At 52.4% G+C, this 18711-nt stretch carries 19 protein-coding genes; 9 read left to right on the top strand and 10 right to left on the bottom strand.

The window, feature by feature from the left end; genetic code table 11:
* The first annotated feature begins 75 nt into the window (after positions 1 to 75).
* From AC1RVX_RS25825 to AC1RVX_RS25810, 4 genes are all read left to right on the top strand, one after another.
* Positions 76 to 567 (top strand): YbaK/EbsC family protein, encoded by a 492-nt coding sequence (locus AC1RVX_RS25825; RefSeq protein ID WP_493219449.1) that lies wholly within the window; start codon positions 76 to 78, stop codon positions 565 to 567.
* Entirely contained in the window at positions 564 to 779 is a 216-nt protein-coding gene (locus AC1RVX_RS25820; protein WP_493219448.1) for a DUF1289 domain-containing protein, read from the top strand. The genes AC1RVX_RS25825 and AC1RVX_RS25820 overlap by 4 nt, the downstream gene beginning before the upstream one ends.
* A gap of 66 nt (positions 780 to 845) precedes the next feature.
* The gene (locus tag AC1RVX_RS25815; RefSeq protein WP_493219447.1) at positions 846 to 1484 is read left to right on the top strand and encodes a 2-hydroxychromene-2-carboxylate isomerase; all 639 of its coding nucleotides are present in this window, start codon (positions 846 to 848) and stop codon (positions 1482 to 1484) included.
* Positions 1481 to 2389, top strand: coding sequence for an MBL fold metallo-hydrolase (locus AC1RVX_RS25810; RefSeq protein WP_493219446.1), 909 nt, complete (start codon positions 1481 to 1483; stop codon positions 2387 to 2389). The genes AC1RVX_RS25815 and AC1RVX_RS25810 overlap by 4 nt, the downstream gene beginning before the upstream one ends.
* A 21-nt stretch (positions 2390 to 2410) precedes the next feature.
* On the opposite strand, the gene AC1RVX_RS25805 is transcribed toward AC1RVX_RS25810, so the two are convergent.
* Together AC1RVX_RS25805 and AC1RVX_RS25800 are read right to left on the bottom strand one after the other, a co-directional pair.
* Positions 2411 to 2797 carry a DUF488 domain-containing protein gene (locus AC1RVX_RS25805; RefSeq protein WP_493219445.1) on the bottom strand — a complete coding sequence of 129 codons (387 nt, stop codon included), beginning with the start codon at positions 2795 to 2797 and terminating at the stop codon, positions 2411 to 2413.
* A gap of 483 nt (positions 2798 to 3280) precedes the next feature.
* Complete coding sequence (locus AC1RVX_RS25800) at positions 3281 to 4135, bottom strand: enoyl-CoA hydratase-related protein (RefSeq protein ID WP_493219444.1); 855 nt, start codon at positions 4133 to 4135, stop codon at positions 3281 to 3283.
* Positions 4136 to 4229: 94 nt separating this feature from the next.
* Here AC1RVX_RS25800 and AC1RVX_RS25795 point away from each other — a divergent pair, with 94 nt between their 5' ends.
* The 3 genes from AC1RVX_RS25795 (at position 4230) to AC1RVX_RS25785 (ending at position 6807) form a co-directional block, all read left to right on the top strand.
* Positions 4230 to 5240 carry an NAD(P)H-dependent flavin oxidoreductase gene (locus tag AC1RVX_RS25795; RefSeq protein WP_493219443.1) on the top strand — a complete coding sequence of 337 codons (1011 nt, stop codon included), beginning with the start codon at positions 4230 to 4232 and terminating at the stop codon, positions 5238 to 5240.
* A 31-nt stretch (positions 5241 to 5271) separates the two neighbouring features.
* Positions 5272 to 5586, top strand: coding sequence for a DUF1330 domain-containing protein (locus AC1RVX_RS25790; RefSeq protein WP_493219442.1), 315 nt, complete (start codon positions 5272 to 5274; stop codon positions 5584 to 5586).
* 102 nt (positions 5587 to 5688) lie between these two features.
* Positions 5689 to 6807, top strand: a complete 1119-nt coding sequence (locus AC1RVX_RS25785; protein ID WP_493219441.1) for a carbonic anhydrase — start codon at positions 5689 to 5691, stop codon at positions 6805 to 6807.
* Positions 6808 to 6828: 21 nt separating this feature from the next.
* On the opposite strand, the gene AC1RVX_RS25780 is transcribed toward AC1RVX_RS25785, so the two are convergent.
* The 3 genes from AC1RVX_RS25780 to AC1RVX_RS25770 form a co-directional block, all read right to left on the bottom strand.
* Entirely contained in the window at positions 6829 to 7263 is a 435-nt protein-coding gene (locus tag AC1RVX_RS25780) for a DUF3052 domain-containing protein (protein ID WP_493219440.1), read from the bottom strand.
* Between the two features lie 62 nt (positions 7264 to 7325).
* Positions 7326 to 9578 carry a xanthine dehydrogenase family protein molybdopterin-binding subunit gene (locus tag AC1RVX_RS25775; protein ID WP_493219439.1) on the bottom strand — a complete coding sequence of 751 codons (2253 nt, stop codon included), beginning with the start codon at positions 9576 to 9578 and terminating at the stop codon, positions 7326 to 7328.
* Positions 9579 to 9592: 14 nt separating this feature from the next.
* Entirely contained in the window at positions 9593 to 10051 is a 459-nt protein-coding gene (locus tag AC1RVX_RS25770) for a (2Fe-2S)-binding protein (RefSeq protein ID WP_493219438.1), read from the bottom strand.
* Positions 10052 to 10402: 351 nt separating this feature from the next.
* On the opposite strand from AC1RVX_RS25770, the gene AC1RVX_RS25765 reads away from it, so the two are divergent.
* Both AC1RVX_RS25765 and AC1RVX_RS25760 read left to right on the top strand, forming a co-directional pair.
* Entirely contained in the window at positions 10403 to 11806 is a 1404-nt protein-coding gene (locus AC1RVX_RS25765; RefSeq protein WP_493219437.1) for an MBOAT family O-acyltransferase, read from the top strand.
* On the top strand, positions 11781 to 12866 hold the full coding sequence (locus AC1RVX_RS25760; RefSeq protein ID WP_493219436.1) for a hypothetical protein: 1086 nt from the start codon (positions 11781 to 11783) through the stop codon (positions 12864 to 12866). Before AC1RVX_RS25765 ends, AC1RVX_RS25760 begins: the two co-directional genes overlap by 26 nt.
* Positions 12867 to 12869: 3 nt before the next feature.
* Here AC1RVX_RS25760 and AC1RVX_RS25755 read toward each other — a convergent pair whose 3' ends face one another.
* The 5 genes from AC1RVX_RS25755 to AC1RVX_RS25735 all read right to left on the bottom strand — a co-directional run bounded on the left by AC1RVX_RS25755 (position 12870) and on the right by AC1RVX_RS25735 (position 18654).
* Complete coding sequence (locus tag AC1RVX_RS25755; protein WP_493219435.1) at positions 12870 to 14117, bottom strand: phenylacetate--CoA ligase family protein; 1248 nt, start codon at positions 14115 to 14117, stop codon at positions 12870 to 12872.
* An 83-nt stretch (positions 14118 to 14200) separates the two neighbouring features.
* Positions 14201 to 15046 (bottom strand): ABC transporter ATP-binding protein, encoded by an 846-nt coding sequence (locus AC1RVX_RS25750; protein WP_493219548.1) that lies wholly within the window; start codon positions 15044 to 15046, stop codon positions 14201 to 14203.
* Between the two features lie 67 nt (positions 15047 to 15113).
* On the bottom strand, positions 15114 to 16415 hold the full coding sequence (locus tag AC1RVX_RS25745; protein WP_493219434.1) for an ABC transporter substrate-binding protein: 1302 nt from the start codon (positions 16413 to 16415) through the stop codon (positions 15114 to 15116).
* A gap of 234 nt (positions 16416 to 16649) precedes the next feature.
* Entirely contained in the window at positions 16650 to 17708 is a 1059-nt protein-coding gene (locus tag AC1RVX_RS25740; RefSeq protein WP_493219433.1) for a branched-chain amino acid ABC transporter permease, read from the bottom strand.
* A gap of 49 nt (positions 17709 to 17757) precedes the next feature.
* Positions 17758 to 18654, bottom strand: coding sequence for a branched-chain amino acid ABC transporter permease (locus AC1RVX_RS25735; RefSeq protein WP_493219547.1), 897 nt, complete (start codon positions 18652 to 18654; stop codon positions 17758 to 17760).
* Positions 18655 to 18711: the final 57 nt, after the last annotated feature.

The following is an 18711-nucleotide window of genomic DNA, read 5'->3' as shown; positions in this document are numbered from 1 at the left end:
GCTTTGTCACCTGACTGACAGCACGGGTTCAAGGCTTGTGATATAAACCGTTTTTGACTTCTTTTTTGCAGCGTCATGTCCAAGCATCCCGAATTGCCAGAAACTGCCTTGCGTGTCGCCCGCCTGCTGGAAAGCCTGGGCCACGACCAAACCATAGTCATGTTGCCGGAAACCGGCAAAACTTCCGCCGAGGCTGCTGCCGGGCTGGGTTGTGAAGTTGCCGAGATTGCCAAATCCATTGTTTTCCGTCGTCTGCAGGATAATGCTGCCGTCATGGTCGTGGCCAGCGGCATCAATCGTGTGGATGAAAATAAGGTAGCGGCTCTGGTTGGCCCCTTGGGCAAAGCCGATGCCCGTTTTGTCAAAGAAAAAATAGGTTATGCCATCGGTGGAGTTTGCCCCATCGGCCATCTGGAAAAAACCGTGATGCTGATTGATCAGGATTTGCTGCAATACCCCAATGTCTGGGCGGCTGCCGGTCATCCACATGCCGTGTTCAGGCTCACACCGGAACAATTGAAAAACATGACAGGTGCGCCTGTTGCAGACGTGGCCTTGCGTGCATGAATATCCTGTATGAATTTGATCCGGCCCAGTTTGTCATGAAGCCTGGTGCCACTGTGCCTTCGCCGTGTGTAAATATATGCCGCATGGATGAAAAGACTGCTCTCTGTAGCGGCTGCTACCGCAACATTGATGAAATCATTTGCTGGAGCAAGGCAGATAACCATAAAAAACTGGAAATCTGGGATTTGATACAGCAAAGAATGTTGCCCTGACAATAAATCCTGCGGACCCTGGCAGTTCCTGTATTTGGGGTTGAGTCAGCAGGCAAAGGAGACGTCATGAAACAGCTGGACTGGTATTTTGATTTTATATCGCCCTTCGCGTACCTGCAGCACGAGCTGCTGGTACGCGCGCAGATGACAGAAAACCTGCACTACCACCCGGTCCTGTTTGCCAGCCTGCTCAATCACTGGGACAACAAGGGGCCAGCAGAAATTCCACCCAAACGGCAATGGACTTTCGAACATTGCGTCTGGCTTGCCCACAAACATGGCATCAGCCTGCGCATGTTGCCCGAACATCCTTTCAACCCTCTGCCCTTATTGCGCCTGTGCCTGGTTCTTGGCTGTACTGCCCCCGTCGTGCACCGCCTGTTTCGCTTTGTTTGGCGGGATGGACATCTTCCTACCCAGACTGGGCACTGGCAAGCACTGCTGGAAGAATTAAAGGTAACGCCAGACAGGCTGGATGCTCCCGAGATAAAACAGATGCTCAGATTCAATGGTGAAAAGGCCATTGCAGCCAATGTCTTCGGTGTGCCAACAACAGTGGTGGATGGTCGCTGTTTCTGGGGAATGGACAGCACCGACATGCTGCAAGCCTACTTGAATGGAGATGGCTTCTTCAATTCGCCCGACATGCTGGCAGCGCGCAATATGCCGTATGGCTTGCAACGCAAGGCAACGGAGAAAACATGATTCATTTGCCTGCCAGTATACAAGTCTTTGAACGCGGCTGGTTATCCTCGAACAACATCCTGTTCGTTGATGCGCAGCAAACTGCTTTGGTGGACAGTGGCTACCTGACCCATGCGCCACAGACCCTGGCGTTGGTGCAGCAAGCCCTGGGTGAGCGCAAGCTGGATTTGCTGGTGAATACCCATTTGCATTCTGATCATTGTGGTGGCAATGCCCTGCTGCAGCGCCACTATGGCTGCCGCACCCTGATACCCATCGCGGAGACAGCAGCCGTAGCAATATGGGATGAAGCCGCCCTTAGTTATGCCGCCACTGGTCAGCAATGTGAACGTTTCGGTTTCGATGCAGCCATACAGCATGGCGACAGCCTGCAACTTGGCGGCATGGACTGGCAAGTGTTGGCTGCGCCCGGACATGATCCCCATTCCATGATTCTGTATTGCCCGCAGGAAGGCATACTAATCTCTGCTGATGCCCTGTGGGAAAACGGTTTTGGCGTGATCTTTCCTGAGCTTGAGGGGGAATCAGGTTTTGCCGAACAGGCTGCCATACTGCAAGTCATACGTGAATTGCATCCGCGCATCGTCATCCCCGGCCATGGTGCTGCCTTCAGTAATGTGGATGCCGCGCTGGAACGGGCAGAATCACGCCTGGATTATCTAAGTGCCGATCCCCGGCGCAATGCCCGCAATGCGGCCAAAGTCTTGTTGGCTTTTCTCTTGCTGGAGTCCCAGCGGCTTAGCCTGAGCGCCACAGTATCCCAATTGGGCAGTACAAGACTGGTAACTTCTTCTGCCAGATTATTGGGTCTGGAAACAGATTTGTTGATACCGCAAATGGCAAACGAATTGGTCACGGCTGGCGCTGCCCGCCTCGAAGGCGATATGCTGATCAGCACCCGTTAGGGAAACACGCCCTGCAACTGACTACAGAATATCTGCACCACGCTCGACCAATAATTGCCTGAGTATTGAGCGATGGCAGCGGCTTTCATCTTCACAATAACAACCGACAGAAAAATTCGTCGTCTTTGACATTGCCACCAGCAAGTCAAGTACCTTGCTGGCATCGGCTTCATTCATTTCTGCCTTGAAGCTGCGGGTGAAGCTGGTCCATTCTGCAGCTGTGTTGACCGTTTTGCCCTTGGCCATCAAATCCGCACTCGGTGACAGGTTCGGGAACCAGACATCGTAATAATTACGGCTGGCAAATTCAGCCTTGGGAACACCGCGCGGTGGCCGTCTTACCGTGCCTATGCGCAAGCCTTCATCGGCTGCGCGCTCTGTGCCTAGCTGGACTATGCGTATGCTCATGGTCTTTCGCCCTCAATTGATCGCCAATTTTAATCAAATGGCAGTGATGTAGGTTGGGCTACGCTTCACCAGCCCAACACTGGGCCTGCGATCAACGTAGTTCTTTCTTAAGCTTTGGTCCTGTCCTTTCAATATTTGTTGACGTTATCTCACCGGGTGGGCGCTCTAGCGGCGTCTGTCGCATATCGATAGCTGATTTACTCATCTCTGATTTCAATACCAACATTACGTCGATTGACGCGTGCAGGCCGGTGGTAGACCGGCGGCTACATTGCATCAAAGGCGTCGACACATGGGAACTGCAAAAGTCACAAGCAACCCCAACGTCAAAAGCAACATCAATACGACTTATAGCCACATTGCCTGCTTCGTGTTTGATCAAACCACAGTTACACCTATTTCAAATTATAAGCAGTGACGTAGGTTGGGCTACGCTTCATCAGCCCAACATAGGCGATGAATCAATTCTGATGAAACTGCCATTCACTTCAAATGATAAGCAGCCTCAGAAAACGAACTAACCGGTGCCAGGTCCGCATACTCTGTCGGCCTTCCCTGTTGTTTCGCCATGAAAGCTTCCATCAGGTTGCTGCTTTGCCAGATACCGGATTGCAGCCAACCCATTTGTTGCAGGGCGTCATGGGTGCTGTGGTCGCGGGCGTAGTGGATGGCCTGTTTGCTGCCCCAGATGGCGACGGGAGGTTTTTCTGCGATTTCGGTGGCCATTTGCTGGGCGGCTTCCAGCATTTTTTCCTGACTTTCAAATACTTCATTGAGCAGGCCAACTGCCAGGGCGCGTTGCGCGGGCAGGCGGCGGCCAGTGTAGGCCATTTCGTGAACTATGCCTTCGGGGATCAGTTTGGGCAGGCGTTGCAGGGTGCCGAGGTCGGCAGTCATACCTATATTGATTTCCTGTATGCAGAAAAAGGCATCGCTGCTGGCCAGGCGTATATCGCTGGCGCAGATCATGTCAACACCGCCACCTATGCAACCGCCATGGATGGCAGCAATGACGGGCATGCGCAACGATTCGATCAGGTTGAAGGCGTGATGCATGTCTTTCAGCGCCAGGGCGATATTGGCACGGCCAACGGCGCTGGCATCATCCAGTGTGATGCCGCCACCGGCGAATACATCCAGTGCCATGCCAGCGGTGAAATGCTTGCCAGTAGAAGAAATGATGAGCACGCGGGCGTTTGCCTGACTTTGCAGGTTTTGCAAAATCTCTGTCAGTTCACGAAAAAATACCGGGTGCATGGTATTCAGCGTGGTTGGTCGGTTCAGACGCAGGTGGGCGATTTTATTGCTGATACCGAAGTCAAAACATTGGTAAGTCATGGTGTCTCCACAGGAATTTTATTAGCACGGTAAAATCATACTGGATATGTGCAGCAAACTAGCTGTATATGCTTACCGTTAGAGGATACCGACTATGGCTCTCGACTCACCAGTATTGCATTCAGCGTCACGCTCAGTGTCAAAATTACCTGCAGTTTTGCAACACCTGACCTTGCCCGTCATCGGCTCACCCCTGTTCATTGCCAGTAGCCCTAAACTGGTGGCGGCGCAATGCAAGGCTGGCATTGTTGGTTCTTTCCCGGCCCTGAACGCCAGGCCAGCAGAGATGCTGGATGTCTGGTTGACAGAATTACAGGCCGAGCTGGCAGCGCATCAGGAAGCCCACCCAGATGCCCTGATCGGCCCTATCGCCGTCAACCAGATTGTCCATCAATCGAATGACAGGCTGGCACATGATGTCGAAGTCTGCGTCAAGCATCAGATTCCCATCATCATTTCTTCACTGCGTGCTCCACCACCAGAAATGCTGGATGCCATCCATAGTTATGGCGGCATCGTCATGCATGATGTGATTTCGATACGGCATGCACAAAAAGCGCTGGAAGCCGGGGTCGATGGCTTGATCCTGGTGGCAGCCGGTGCCGGTGGTCATGCCGGTGGTTTGTCACCGTTTGCTCTGGTAGGCGAAGTCAGGCAATTCTTTGATGGCCCAATTGCCTTGTCCGGTTCGATTGCGACTGGTGATGCCGTATTGGCAGCACAGGCCATGGGAGCCGATTTTGCCTATATAGGCTCGCGCTGGCTGGCTACTGTTGAATCGAATGTGGATGAAGCCTATCGTCAGGCTATCCTTGATTCGGCAGCGGCAGACATTGTTTACACCAACCTGTTCACCGGTGTCCATGGCAATTACCTCAAGAAATCCATCATTGCTGCCGGCCTGGACCCGGATAATTTGCCAGTGGCTGACAAGAGCCAGATGAATTTTGGTTCTGGTGGAGGCAGCAAGGCCAAGGCCTGGCGTGATATCTGGGGTGCTGGCCAAGGGGTGGGGCTGATGAATGATGTCCTGACCGTGGCGGAAGTCGTGGCACGGCTGAAATCTGAATATACGGCAGCTAAAGCCCGTATCCTGTCGCTTTAATAAATTTTTACTATTTTTTATCAGGAGTTGTATGAGTAAAGCATATGTCGTCGCCGAAATTCAGGTTACCAACCCTGAACCTTATGCCGAGTATAGGGTACTGTCTACCGCCAGCGTAGACCAATACGGCGGCAAGTTTTTGGTACGTGGCGGTACCCGTCTGCAAAAAGAAGGCGGAGACGATCAGCACCATGAAGGCTGGCGCACCGTGCTTGTCGAATTTCCGTCCCTGGCTCAGGCTCAGCTCTGGTATGACTCGGTTGAATATGGCAAGGCCAAGGCAATTCGCCAGGCTAATTCCATAGGCCGTTTGTTCATCGTTGAAGGTGTGGCAGCGGCAGCCTGACGACACAAAAACCACAAATTGCCAGCAGGAATTCAAGTTTGCAAAGAGAATTGCCGTAACAAGGGTATCTGCCTGTTTTTATTCCCGTTACCTATTCCAATTATGCGCCGCTATCTTGCCCTGCTTGCTACCATGCTGATGGCTGCGGCCGTTCATGCGAACGACCCGCCATCCAAGCCGATCAAACCGGCATCCGCAAAAGAAGAGGCGTCAGCATCTGCTTCCAGTTCTGCGTCGGCGTCAGCCAAGGAAGAACGCAAAACCAGCACCAAGGAAAACAAGGAATCTGCCAAGGAAGCAGCAGTCCGTGCCAAGGAAGCCCTGGCCGCTGATGAACTGGCGGCACGCATTGCCGAACGTCTGAGCGTGATCCGCAAAGAAAAAGATGATGCCGGTCGCGCTGCCCCCAGAGCTGTTGCGCGGGCTCCTTATGCGCCACCAGTGCGCAGACCGGAAACCACCAAAGTCAAGAATGAACATGGCGCGAATGCCACGAATGCCACCAATGGCGCTGCTTCTGCCGACAATATGGCGACCAGCCATGCTGAAATACACTGGAGTTATCAGGGTGAAGGTGGCCCCCTTAACTGGGGCAAGTTGAATCCTGCCAATGCCAAATGTGATATAGGCGAAAGACAGTCACCGATCGATATCCGCGATGGCATCAAGGTCGATCTTGATCCTATTGCCTTTGATTACAAACCCAGTCGTTTTTCTGTGCTCGACAATGGCCATACCATACAGGTGAATATAGGGGCTGGTAACTATATCAATGTGTTGGGACATAATTACGAACTGGTGCAATTCCATTTCCACAAGCCTTCCGAAGAACGCGTCAATGGCAAGAGCTTTGAAATGGTGGCTCATCTGGTCCATAAAGATGCTGATGGCAAACTGGCTGTCGTGGCCGTGCTGATAGAGCGCGGCAAGGCGCACAGCCTGGTGCAGCATGTATGGAACAATCTGCCTCTGGAAAAAAATGAACCGGTGCAGGCTTTGACCACCATGGATATGAACGACATCCTGCCGGTCAAGCGTGATTACTACACTTATATGGGCTCATTGACGACACCGCCTTGCAGCGAAGGGGTATTGTGGCTGGTCATGAAAGAGCCGATAGAAATCTCACCCGACCAGTTGATGATATTCAGCCGTCTGTATCCGATGAATGCGCGGCCAATACAGAAAAATTCTGCACGTTTGATCAAGGAGTCGAATTAAGCAGGAAGCAATATGACGACACTATGAGGCTGGCCAATCCAGCCTCAACTCTTTGCGTACCACCAATTTCAAACCTGACCATATATCACTGACGGCGCAGACCTTGATGTCGACGTAACCAAGCGGAAGGGCCACTTCTCTTATCGTGCCTTCGGTAATGTCGGTGGCTACTTTGGATGATTTTTTCGGCCAGGATACCCAGATTGCAGCATCACTGCGCAGCCGTGATTTATAGACGGCCAACTCTTTGATCAGCACCGCTCTCTGGTTGGTAAACAGGTGAACGATATCGGTTGCCTCGCTCAGCTTTTTTTCAAAGCGGACATCGGACGGCAAGTCTGCCAGCAAATCCATGTAATTATCAGGCGCGTGTTTGACATAGACCTGGCTACCCGCCTGGATACCCAGTTTCTTCGCCAATGGTGTGCCGGAATAACCGCTAGTTGTTAAAGTCATTGCAGGATGGGGAAATAAAAAAAGCGGTACCTATAGATCAGGTACCGCTTTTCGCTACTGGATCAAGCTGCCTTGAACGGCAATTCACGCCAGCGCTTGCCACCCGCTCTGGCTATGGCATTGGCAAATGCCGGTGCCAGTGCCGGCAAGCCGGGTTCACCCATACCGGTAGGGGCATCCGCACTAGGTACAATGTACACTGCGACTTGTGGCATGTCAGTAATGCGTGGCACCACAAAATCACTGAAGTTACTTTGTTCGACCACACCATCCTTGAGCGTGATGGCCGCACCTGGCAGGCACATCGACAAGCCCATCAGTGCCGCCCCCTGTACCTGCGCTTCCACTGTTTTGGGATTCACAGCCAGGTTGCAATGCACACCAGCCGTGACCTTGTGCAGTTTCGGCTGACCATTTTTCATGGATGCTTCCACCACATAGGCAACGATGGAAGAGAAGGCTTCATGCACGGCAACCCCATAGGCATGGCCGGCAGGCAGTTTTTTCTTGCCATAGCCGGATTTTTCCACCGCCAGTTGCAGGGCCGCCTTATGACGTGGATGTTTGTCACCCATCAGCTTCAGGCGATAGGCAACCGGGTCTTGCTTGGTGGTTTCGGCAATTTCATCGAGCAGGGTTTCCATCACAAAGGCGGTATGGGTAGAGCCCACACTGCGCCACCACAAGACAGGGACGTTGATTTTCGGGTGATGGACGGACAGGCGCATCGGTATTTCATACGGCTCTTTCATACCTTCCACAGCGGTCGCATCGACGCCATTCTTGACCATCATGCCTTCAAACGGGGTACCACTGACGATGGACTGGCCAACGATGACATGGTCCCAGCCCAGTATATTACCCTGCGCATCAAAGCCGATATCTGCCCTGTGTACATGCATGGGGCGGTAGTAGCCACCCTTGACATCGTCTTCACGGCTCCACAGTGTGCGTACTGGCGCATCCAGCCCAGCAGCCACAGCTGCTTTGGCAACGACACAGGCTTCCACCACATAATCACTGGTAGGAATGGCGCGACGGCCAAAGCCGCCACCTGCCATCTGGGTATGTACAGCAATATTCTCTGGCTTCAGGCCCAAAGCGGTTGATGCAGCAAAACCGTCAAGACCGGGCATTTGTGTTCCCATCCACAATTCTGCCTTGTCGCCTTTTATTGCGACTGTGCAGTTCAAGGGCTCCATCGGCGTATGAGCCAGGTAAGGGAAGCTGAATTCTGCATTCAGTTTATGGGGGGCGGTCGCGATTTTGGATACATCGTCGTTGTACTTCAATGCGCCTTGCTGTTTGGCCATTTCCTTGTAGCTGGCCAGTTGTTTCACGCTATCGACTTTTTCCACGCTGGCCAGATCCCATTCCAGCTTCAGGGCATCACGCCCTTGCTTGGCTGGCCAGTAACCGGTGGCGATGATGGCAACGCCTTCACCACCACGATCAACCGGCACACGCAACACGGCTTTGACGCCCTTGATGGCCTTGGCTGCCGTGTCATCGACAGACTTGAGCTTGGCACCAAATACTGGTGGGCGGGCGACAACGGCAGTCAGCATGCCGGGCAAGTGGGTATCAATGCCGAAGTCCTGGGTGCCGGTAGATTTTGCTTTGGCGTCCAGGCGACCTGTGGGTTTGCCTATCAGACGGAAGCTTTTAGGGTCTTTCAGCGTGACTTTTTCTGGTACCGGCAATTTCATTGCTGCTTCAGCCAGTTCGCCATAGCCCAGTTTCTTGCCACCTGGCCCAATAACGAAACCGTTTTCTGTACGCAGGGCCGATGTATCGACATTCCATTGCGTTGCTGCAGCTTGCACCAGCATGGCACGGGTACGTGCACCCAGTTCACGGTACTGGGTGTAGGAATGGGCGATGGAATTTGAGCCGCCCGTCAAATGCATGCCAAATGCCGGATCGACATAGGCGGGGTGATTATTGCCATTTGCGTATTTGACTTTCGACCAGTCGGCATCCAGTTCTTCTGCCAGTATCAGAGGCAGGGCGGTCTGCACACCCTGACCAAATTCCAGTCGATTGATGGTGACGGTGACGGTGCCATCTTTGGCTATCTGCACGAACGCACCGGGCTGTTCGGTAGGTTTCAAGCCTGCCGGGGCTTTTGCTGCGGTATCTTGTGCGGTAGCCAGCATGGGGTAGCAACCCAGGGCAAAGCCGCTGGCAGTGGCCATTTTGAGGAAACTGCGCCTGCTGAAGCCGGTTGCCTCCGGTTTGTCTTCTGCAGACGCCTGTTGCATCAGGGATTGCAAATGTTTAGGCATCTCGGCCAAACGGGAATCAAAATGCATAGTGTTCTCCTGAATTAAGCCAAAGTGGATGCGGCGTCGTGAATCGCAGCGCGTATCCGTACATAAGTACCGCAACGACAGATATTGCCTGCCATGGCGGCATCGATATCGGCATCCGACGGTTTTTTGTTGGTTTTAAGCAAGGCGGTTGCACTCATGATCTGGCCACTTTGGCAGTAACCGCATTGGGCCACGTCGTGTTTCACCCAGGCCGCCTGCACAGCCTTGCCGACCTTGTCCTGGCTCATGGCTTCGATGGTGGTGATTTTTTGACCGGAAACAGCAGATATGGGAGTAACGCAGGAACGTATGGCCTGGCCATTCAAATGCACAGTACAGGCACCACACAAGGCCGCGCCGCAGCCGAACTTGGTGCCAGTCAGACCAAGGGAATCGCGCAGTGCCCATAATACGGGGGTAGAAGGGTCAGCATCGAGCTGATGATCTTTGCTGTTGATATTCAACGAAGTCATTGTGCAGATCTCCATCAGTTAAGGGTTGACAGGTGCTGCAGGAGGGCAGACCTGTTATTGTTTGTAGGACTTACGCAAAACCGTCCCAGCTGGGTAGCTGCTCCTTGCCGTACTAAAGTACTGGCTTCGTCACCGACCCTTGCTGGGACAATTTTGCGTAAGTCCTGATTTGTTTACTTAACTACTATAGAATAAATTTGAATAACGTGTGCGGACTGCTGTCAGTTGCATAAATTTTGTGCAGTTTCTGCCAGATGTGTGTGAAGCCCTTAAAGTATTCGTGGGTACTTGCGCAGCAGTAATTTATACTGTCCAGCTTAAGAATAAATCCCCCGACTACTCCTGCCCCTGATGTTGTTCAACTCATTTACCTTCCTGTTGTTTTTTATCCCGGTGTATGGCCTGTTCTGGCTATTGCCCGGATGGGCAGCCAGGAAGAGCCTGTTGCTGGTGGCAAGCTATGTCTTTTATGCCGCCTGGAATCCGCCATACGTGATACTGTTGATGCTGTCCACGCTGGTGGACTGGTTGCTGGCCAATCGGATTGCCGCTTCTAGCTCAACAGTGCGGCGTCGTCTGTTGTTGCTGATCAGCCTTATCAGTAATCTGGGCATGCTCAGTTATTTCAAATACGGTAATTTTTTGCTGGATATGTATGCAGATCTATCTGCAGCCTTTGGGGGGCAATTTGTGCATGCCGACCATTCCATTATCCTGCCCATAGGGATATCGTTTTACACCTTTGCCTCGCTGTCTTACACGGTTGATGTGTATCGCGGGGTACTGACCTCGCGTTATAGTCTTAAGGACTATGCCCTGTTTGTCAGTTTCTTCCCGCATCTGGTGGCAGGCCCCATCCTCAAGGCAAATATCCTTATGCCGCAGCTGGAAAAGCCGGTACTGCCGGACCAGCAGCAGGTCGGCTGGGGCTTTTGCCTGTTCTTGCTGGGCCTGTTTTGCAAGCTGGTATTGGCGGACACGCTGTTTGCACCGCTGGTGAATGAAGTCTATGCGCATCCTGAACAATATGGCGTTCTGGAAACCTGGTGCGCGATCTTCAGTTTCTCTGGGCAGATTTATTTTGATTTCTGTGGTTACTCGCTATGTGCCATCGGCCTGGCAAAAAGCATGGGGTTTTATTTCCCGGAAAATTTCAATTATCCCTATACCGCCACCAGCTTTTCCGACTTTTGGCGACGCTGGCATATTTCCTTGTCCAGTTGGTTGCGGGATTATCTGTATATTCCGCTGGGCGGTAACCGTCATGGCTGGGGCCGGACTTATCTGGCCCTGTTTGCCACCATGTTGCTGGGTGGTTTGTGGCATGGCGCTTCCTGGATGTTTGTGCTGTGGGGGGCTTTGCATGGCGCGTTTCTGGTCATTGAGCGAGCATGCGGCGGTCGTGCGATAGCTGCCTATCTGACGCCAGCCATGCGCAGGGGGCTGGTGTTTGTGCTGGTGACACTGGCGTGGGTACCTTTCAGGGCAAATTCACTGACCCAGGTGCAAGCTATAAGCGCGGGTTTGTTTGGGCAACATCATGCGGGTGAATATCTGGACTGGTCGCACGCCCTGGCGCTGGGGGTGATGGCCTTGGTCGTTATCGGCGTCACTTACCTGCATGACATGAGTCTGGAAAAATTATTTTCCCGGCTGGGTATGTCGCTGCAGATTGCGGTTTTGTGCCTGTGCCTGATGTCCCTGTTTGTTTTTTCGGGGACAGGGCAAAATGCCTTTCTCTACTTTCAGTTTTAACGATCCCATGCCTGCTTATCCCTGGAAGCGAATTTTTGCCTTTATCATTTTACTGACGCTGACAGCCATCGTCGCCATGGAACTGAGCCTGCGCAGTCTGGACTACCACCCTACTGCACTGGATTCCAAAGAACGCTGGGGCCATGAACGCGCGCGTGCCAGTCAACTGGGGCCGCAAGCCCTGACCTTGATAGGCGCATCCCGTTTCCAACTCGGTATGGATCTGGATGTCTTGCGCAAAGGAACCGGGCTGGAGCCGATACAACTGGCCATCGATGGCAGCTCGTTTATACCGGTACTGAAAAACCTGGCCGATGACCCGCGTGTCACCGGCAGCATACTCATCGATTACACCTCCGGTGCACTGGCCAATGCCAGACAGGGCAATTTTGGTTCGGCCAGTGGTTTCGTCGATGAGTATGAAAAGCAGCAGTTACGCTTCCAGAATTTTTCGGCTGATTCCGTAGAGAAAAAACTCACTGCAGCCATCCATGAAAATTTGAGCATTTTCTCTGATGGCAGCAACCCATGGTTTGCCCTGCGTTATCGCATCTTGCCGTGGAAGCATTCTTCCCAATACATCACTACCCGGCCCGACCGTTCGCGACTGGCAGATTACAGCCGCCTGCCCTGGCCCGATGTGTATTATTCGCGCGTCGCCAAACAGCTGGGTATGGAATGGAACCCGCAATTCGGGCGGGGCAGGGCAGAGGCCAGGTTCCGTGACAAGATAAAAACCATGCCTGTCGGCAGCCAGGCAGAGTTTCTGTATGGTGCCCAGTTGATACGCGGCTATATCGATACCATACAAAAGCGCGGTGGCAAGGTCTTGTTTGTCAAAATGCCGACCACCGGCCTGGTGAAAGAGGCGGATGATCAACGGTATCCGGAAGACCAGTTTCTGGAAGTCTTCTTTGCCAGCAGCCACTTGCCCATCCTGTATGACAAGAACCATCCTGCCATCAAAGATTTCAAATGCCCCGATGGCTCTCATCTTGACCAGAAGGACAGGGCCAGCTTCAGCGCTATCGTTGCCAGATTTGTTGCTGGCAAGGGTTGATTGTTATTCGTATTTGCGGGCGTCGTCGATCACCTTGCCATCATTTGGCAAACTGGCTTTTGCTACGAACAATACGTCAGCACGCAGCTTGGTGACATCGCGCAGGCTGTCAATAATTGCTGTCTTTAATGCAGGGCTGTGGTCGCGGCTTTCGCAATGCAGGGTCATGACATCGTTCGCCATCTCTCCCGTCACCACCAGGCGTGCCTTGGCGATTTCCGGATGGCGTTTGACCACTTCTGCGATTTGCGAAGGATGCACAAACATGCCCTTGACCTTGGTCGTCTGATCCGCACGCCCCAGCCAGCCCTTGATGCGCTGATTGCTGCGGCCACAGGGTGAAATACCCGGCAAGATCGCTGACATGTCACCCGTGCCAAAACGTATCAGCGGATAATCAGGGTTGAAGGAAGTGATGACGATTTCACCAACCTCACCTTCTGCAACCAGGTCACCGGTACCTGGCCGTACAATTTCCAGTATCAGGTCCTCGTCCAGTATCATGCCGGGATTGACCTGGCCATCAGTCATGCTTTCGTAGGCAATATTGCCGATATCTGCCGTCGCGTATATTTGCAATACCTGCGCCACGCCATGATCTTGCAGCCACTTGCGCAGGGACGGCGGCAAGGCTTCGGCACCGACTATGGCGCGCTGTACGCTGGAAATATCTGCCCCCATATCCAGGGCTTTTTCGATGATGATTTTTAAAAAACTGGGTGTTCCTATATAGGCATCAGGACGCAGTTCTGCCATGGCCTGCACCTGCATTTCAGTCTGGCCAATACCGGCCGGGATGACGGCGCAACCCAGGCGGGCAGCAGCGCTTTCCACCATGAATGCTGCTGGTGTGAAATGATAGGAAAAGCAGTTTTGCAGCAAATGCCCACTGCGCAGGCCGACTGCATACAGAGGGCGGGCGAAACGCCACCAGTCTTGTCCACGCCCTTCGGGGTCAAATATCGGGCCGGGTGACATGAAGATGCGCCCCATCTGATGTGTTGGCGTGGTGTTCAGGCCACCAAAAGGTGGCTCTGCTTTCTGCAAGTCCTTGAGATCGGATTTGCGCGTGACCGGCAATTGCGCCAGACTCTGGCGGTTGCGAATGTCAGTCGAGTTGACACGCGCCAGTATTTTTGACCATCCTGTTGCAGTTTGTGCGTGTGCAATCAATTGCGGTAGCCTGTTCATCAGTGCTTGTTCCCGGCTTTGCGGATTGCGGGTTTCCAGTGCGTCCAGATAATCACTCATGAGCATGCTCTATTGATGGTAAGTTGTATGACTGCTGGTTGCCATTTCAGAGCGCCCAACGTTTGCGACTGATGACCAATGGTCTAAGCCAGCCAGCGCTTGCGCCGGCGATAAAATTTCATGTCCCTGAAGCTCTTGCGACCGGCACCCGATACACCAAGATAAAATTCCTTGACGTCTTCATTGGTACTCAGGTCTTTGGCGTCGCCTTCCATGACGACCCTGCCGTTTTCGAGGATGTAACCAAAGTCGGCATAGCGCAGCGCGATGTTGGTATTTTGCTCGGCCAGCAGGAAAGACACGTTTTCCTGATGATTCAAACTTTTGACAATTTCAAAGATCTCTTCCACCAGTTGCGGGGCAATACCCATCGAAGGTTCATCCAGCAAAATCATTGAAGGTTTGGCCATCAGCGCACGGCCTATGGCGCACATCTGTTGCTCACCACCCGAGGTGTAGCCAGCCTGGGAATTACGGCGTTCGCGCAGACGCGGAAAATAGTGATACACCTTGTCCAATGCTTCCTTGAGTTCAGCACGGGACAGGTTGCGCGTGTAGGCACCGGTCAACAGGTTTTCTTCCACTGTGAGGTGGCCGAAGCAGTGTCGTCCTTCCATCACCTGTGACAGTCCGCGCTTCACCAGTTCATTCGGTGTCAGGTGATCGACTCGTTGCCCTCGAAAACTGATATCGCCTTTGGTGATATCGCCACGCTCATTTTTGAGCAAGGTTGATATGGCTTTCAGGGTGGTCGATTTACCTGCTCCATTGGCTCCCAGCAAGGCGACGATTTTCCCTTGTGGCACCTGCAAGGAAATACCTTTCAGCACCAGGATCACATGATCGTAGATGACTTCAATATTGTTGACGCTGAGATAGGCTACGTCGGCCACATCGGTCACATCAGCGTTGATGCTTTGAATACTCATGATCTTGATTTGTAATGAAGTTGGTGATTCTGGCGGAGACATGTTGCTGCCTCCGCCAGCATTACGCTTATTTCAAACAGGCAGGCGTGATTTTTTTCTCGGCTGCATATTTGTTGGATGACTCTTCCAGCATGGCGCGTGTCAAAGCCTTGTCACCTGTGATCCAGTTCGGTGTGATTGCTTTCCATTTGTCACCTGTCCATTGCTGTACTTTGACAGCGCCAGAACCTTCATGGTCTTCGCAGGAAGTTTTTACTGGTGGGAACATGCCCATCGCACCCAGCGCTTTTTGACGTGCTTCATCGACGTTCAGGTTCTCAAAACCCCAGCGTATCTGTTCAGACGTCATGAGTTTGCCTTTGCCATATTTCTCTTGCGCTTTCAGGATGGCTTCCGTCCACAAAATCGCGGCGGTCACGCCACGCATGTGGTACACCGAACCGATGCGGGATTTGTCACCCAGATTACCCTTGCCAGTTGCATAGACCTTGCTGCGGATTTCATCCAGTACAGGATAATTTCCAGGTGTATTGAAAGTCATCGTGGTGTAGCCTTTGGCAGCATCGCCAGCTGGAATCGCATCTTCTTCTGAACCAGCCCACCAGACCCCCAGCATTTTTTCTCGTGAATAGCCATTACGTTGTGCGGTTTTGATCGCCACCGCATTCATCACACCCCAACCCCACAAAATCACGTAATCAGGATTCGCCTGACGGATTTGTAGCCATTGCGATTGCTGTTCATTACCTGGATGGGCAACCGGGATTTTTATCAGTTCGAACCCATATTGTTTGGCCTGGGCTTCAAGTACCGGGATAGGTTCTTTGCCGAACGCTGAATCATGGTACAGATGAACGATTTTTTTACCCTTGAGTTTATCCATGCCACCGGATTTGTCACCCAGGTATTTGGTCATGGCTGCAGCCTGGTTCCAATAACTGGTGATCAATGGGAATATATATGGGAATACTTTGCCATTGGCAGCGTCGGAGCGTCCATAGCCTAAGGTCGTCATGGGGATTTTGTCTTCAGCAACGCGATCCAGGATACCGTAGGCGATACCGGTTGACAGTGGCTCTATCAGTGATGCGCCACCCTGGGTTTTTTTCAGACGTTCGTAACACTCAACACCACGTGAAGCATTGTATTCAGTCTCGCATTCTTCCCATGAAATCTTGACGCCATTCAAGCCGCCTTTGGAATTGACCAGATTGAAATAGTCGATGGCTCCACCGAAAAAACCGGAGCCGCCAGCAGCATACGGGCCGACACGATAGGACAGGATAGGAATGAATTGGTCATTCGCCTGCGCTGCACTGACTGCCCCGCATATCGCCGAGGCCAGTAGTAGGGATTTAAGCAGTTTCATATTGTCTCCTTGTGGTTGGATGGGTATTGCCTGACGCTTGTCATCCTCGATAAGGTGCAGCGTCTTTTTATTAGGACTTACGCAAAACCGCCCCAGCTGCGTTGCAGCTCCTCTCCTAGGAGCCGCGTACTGTTCGTACTGTCTTCGTCGCTACGCCTTGCTGGGACAATTTTGCGTAAGTCCTATTTATGAATTTCTATTTCACTCTCGATACATTTCTTGTTATGCCAAAATTTAATGTGGGAACGGCCACAGTCGCAATTTTTCCTTGGTGATTTGCCATAGTCTTGCCAGCCCGTGCGGTTCAACTATCAGGAAGAAAATGATCAATGCACCAAATACCATCAACTCCAGATTCGATGCAACATTGGTTGGCAACGACAGTCCATGTGCAAGCAGATTCAATACAATGGGCAACAGGATGATGAAGGCTGAACCGAGGAAGGAACCAAGTATGGAACCGACACCACCAATGATGATCATGAACAGGATGCGGAACGACAGGTCAAGGTTATACGCTTCCGGTTCTACCGTACCCAAATAGGCATAGGCATACAGTGCACCGGCAATACCGCAGTAAAACGAAGACACGGCAAAGGCCAGCAACTTGGTACGCATCGGGCGAAAACCGATCACTTCGGCTGCCACGTCCATATCCCGCACCGCCATCCAGGAGCGGCCAACGTTGGAACGCACCATGTTTTTCGCCAACAGGGCCAGCACACACACTACCGTCAATGTCAGCAGGTATTTTTTTACTGGCGTATTAAAACTCATCCCCATGATCACCATCTCTTGCGCGGTGATGACACCGGATGAACTGTAGTTGGTGAACCACTGTATTTTGGTCAGACACCAGACCACAAAAAACTGCGTTGCAAGAGTGGCAGCTGCCAGATAAAAACCGCGTATGCGCAGGGAAGGCAAGCCAAAGGCGATACCGACCATGGCAGCAGACAGACCGCCAAGCACAAAAGCCAGCAGCACAGGGATGCCAGGTATACGCAAGACGAAGTTATATGAAGCAAAGGCACCCACCGCCATGAAGGCAGCCGAGCCCAACGACAATTGCCCGGCATAGCCAGTCAGGATATTCAAGCCCAGTGCCGCCAGCGAGAAAATCAGGAAAGGGATAAAAATTGCAGAAAAGGCATAGTCGGATGCCAGCCCGGGTACACCAAAAAATGCTGCCGCCAAGACTATGACGATGGCGATGCGGTCTTGTCGTATCGGGAAGATCTGATTATCTGCCTGATAACTTGTTTTGAACTGACCTGCTTCACGGTAGAACATGCTTAACCTCTGATCTTGATTTGCCGGTAAGGTCCGGGCAATATTTCATTCAAATTCTGCGTATGATTTTTTCGCCAAACAGACCTTCTGGCCTGACCAGCAAGAACAGCAGGGCCAGCACATACGGGAACCAGCCTTCTATACCGCCACCCACCAGCGGACCTATATACACTTCCGCCAGTTTTTCTGACGCACCGATGATGAGGCCACCGACAATCGCACCAGGTACCGAAGTAAAGCCACCCAGTATCAATACCGGCAAAGCCTTCAGCGCCACAAAGGTCAGGGCAAATTGCACGCCATTGCGGGCGCCCCACAGCAAACCAGCTACCAGTGCCACAAAGCCAGCCACTGCCCAGACTATGCCCCAGATCTGTTGCAGGGGAATACCAACAGCCAGCGCCGCCTGATGGTCATCAGCCACCGCCCGCAGCGCACGGCCTATCTTGGTTTTGGAAAACAGCAGGGCCAGACCAGTTACCAGCATGGCGCAGATCAGGGCGGCGATGACATCAAATTGAGACACCAGGATATTGAATTTCTCCATCAGAAATTCTATGGGTACGTCGTCAATCGGCAATGTCAGTTTGTGCGGTTGCGAACCCCACAGCAATTGCGCCAGACCTTCTATAAAAAAGGTCAGGCCTATGGTGGCCATGAACAAGGTGATTTCCGGCTGGTTGACCAGAGGACGCAAGACGATGCGTTCTATCGCCAGACCCAGTATCACCATCACAAGCATGGTCAGCGGTATAGCGAGCCACAGTGGCAGTTCAAATTTTTCTGTCAGGCCGACACAGGTCAGGGCAGCAAAAAATACCATGGCCCCCTGAGCAAAATTGAATACGCCAGATGCCTTGTAGATCAGCACAAAACCCAGCGCTACCAGTGCATACATCACACCAGACAACAAGCCACCAATAAACACTTCAAAGAAAAAACTGATATTCATTTCAACCTCTTGTTCACATCAACATGCGCGAATGACCCGGATGATCAACGA

The sequence above is a fragment of the Undibacterium sp. GW821-FHT11B02 genome, assembly GCF_058808955.1.
This window is presented reverse-complemented; position numbering and strand designations above follow the sequence as displayed.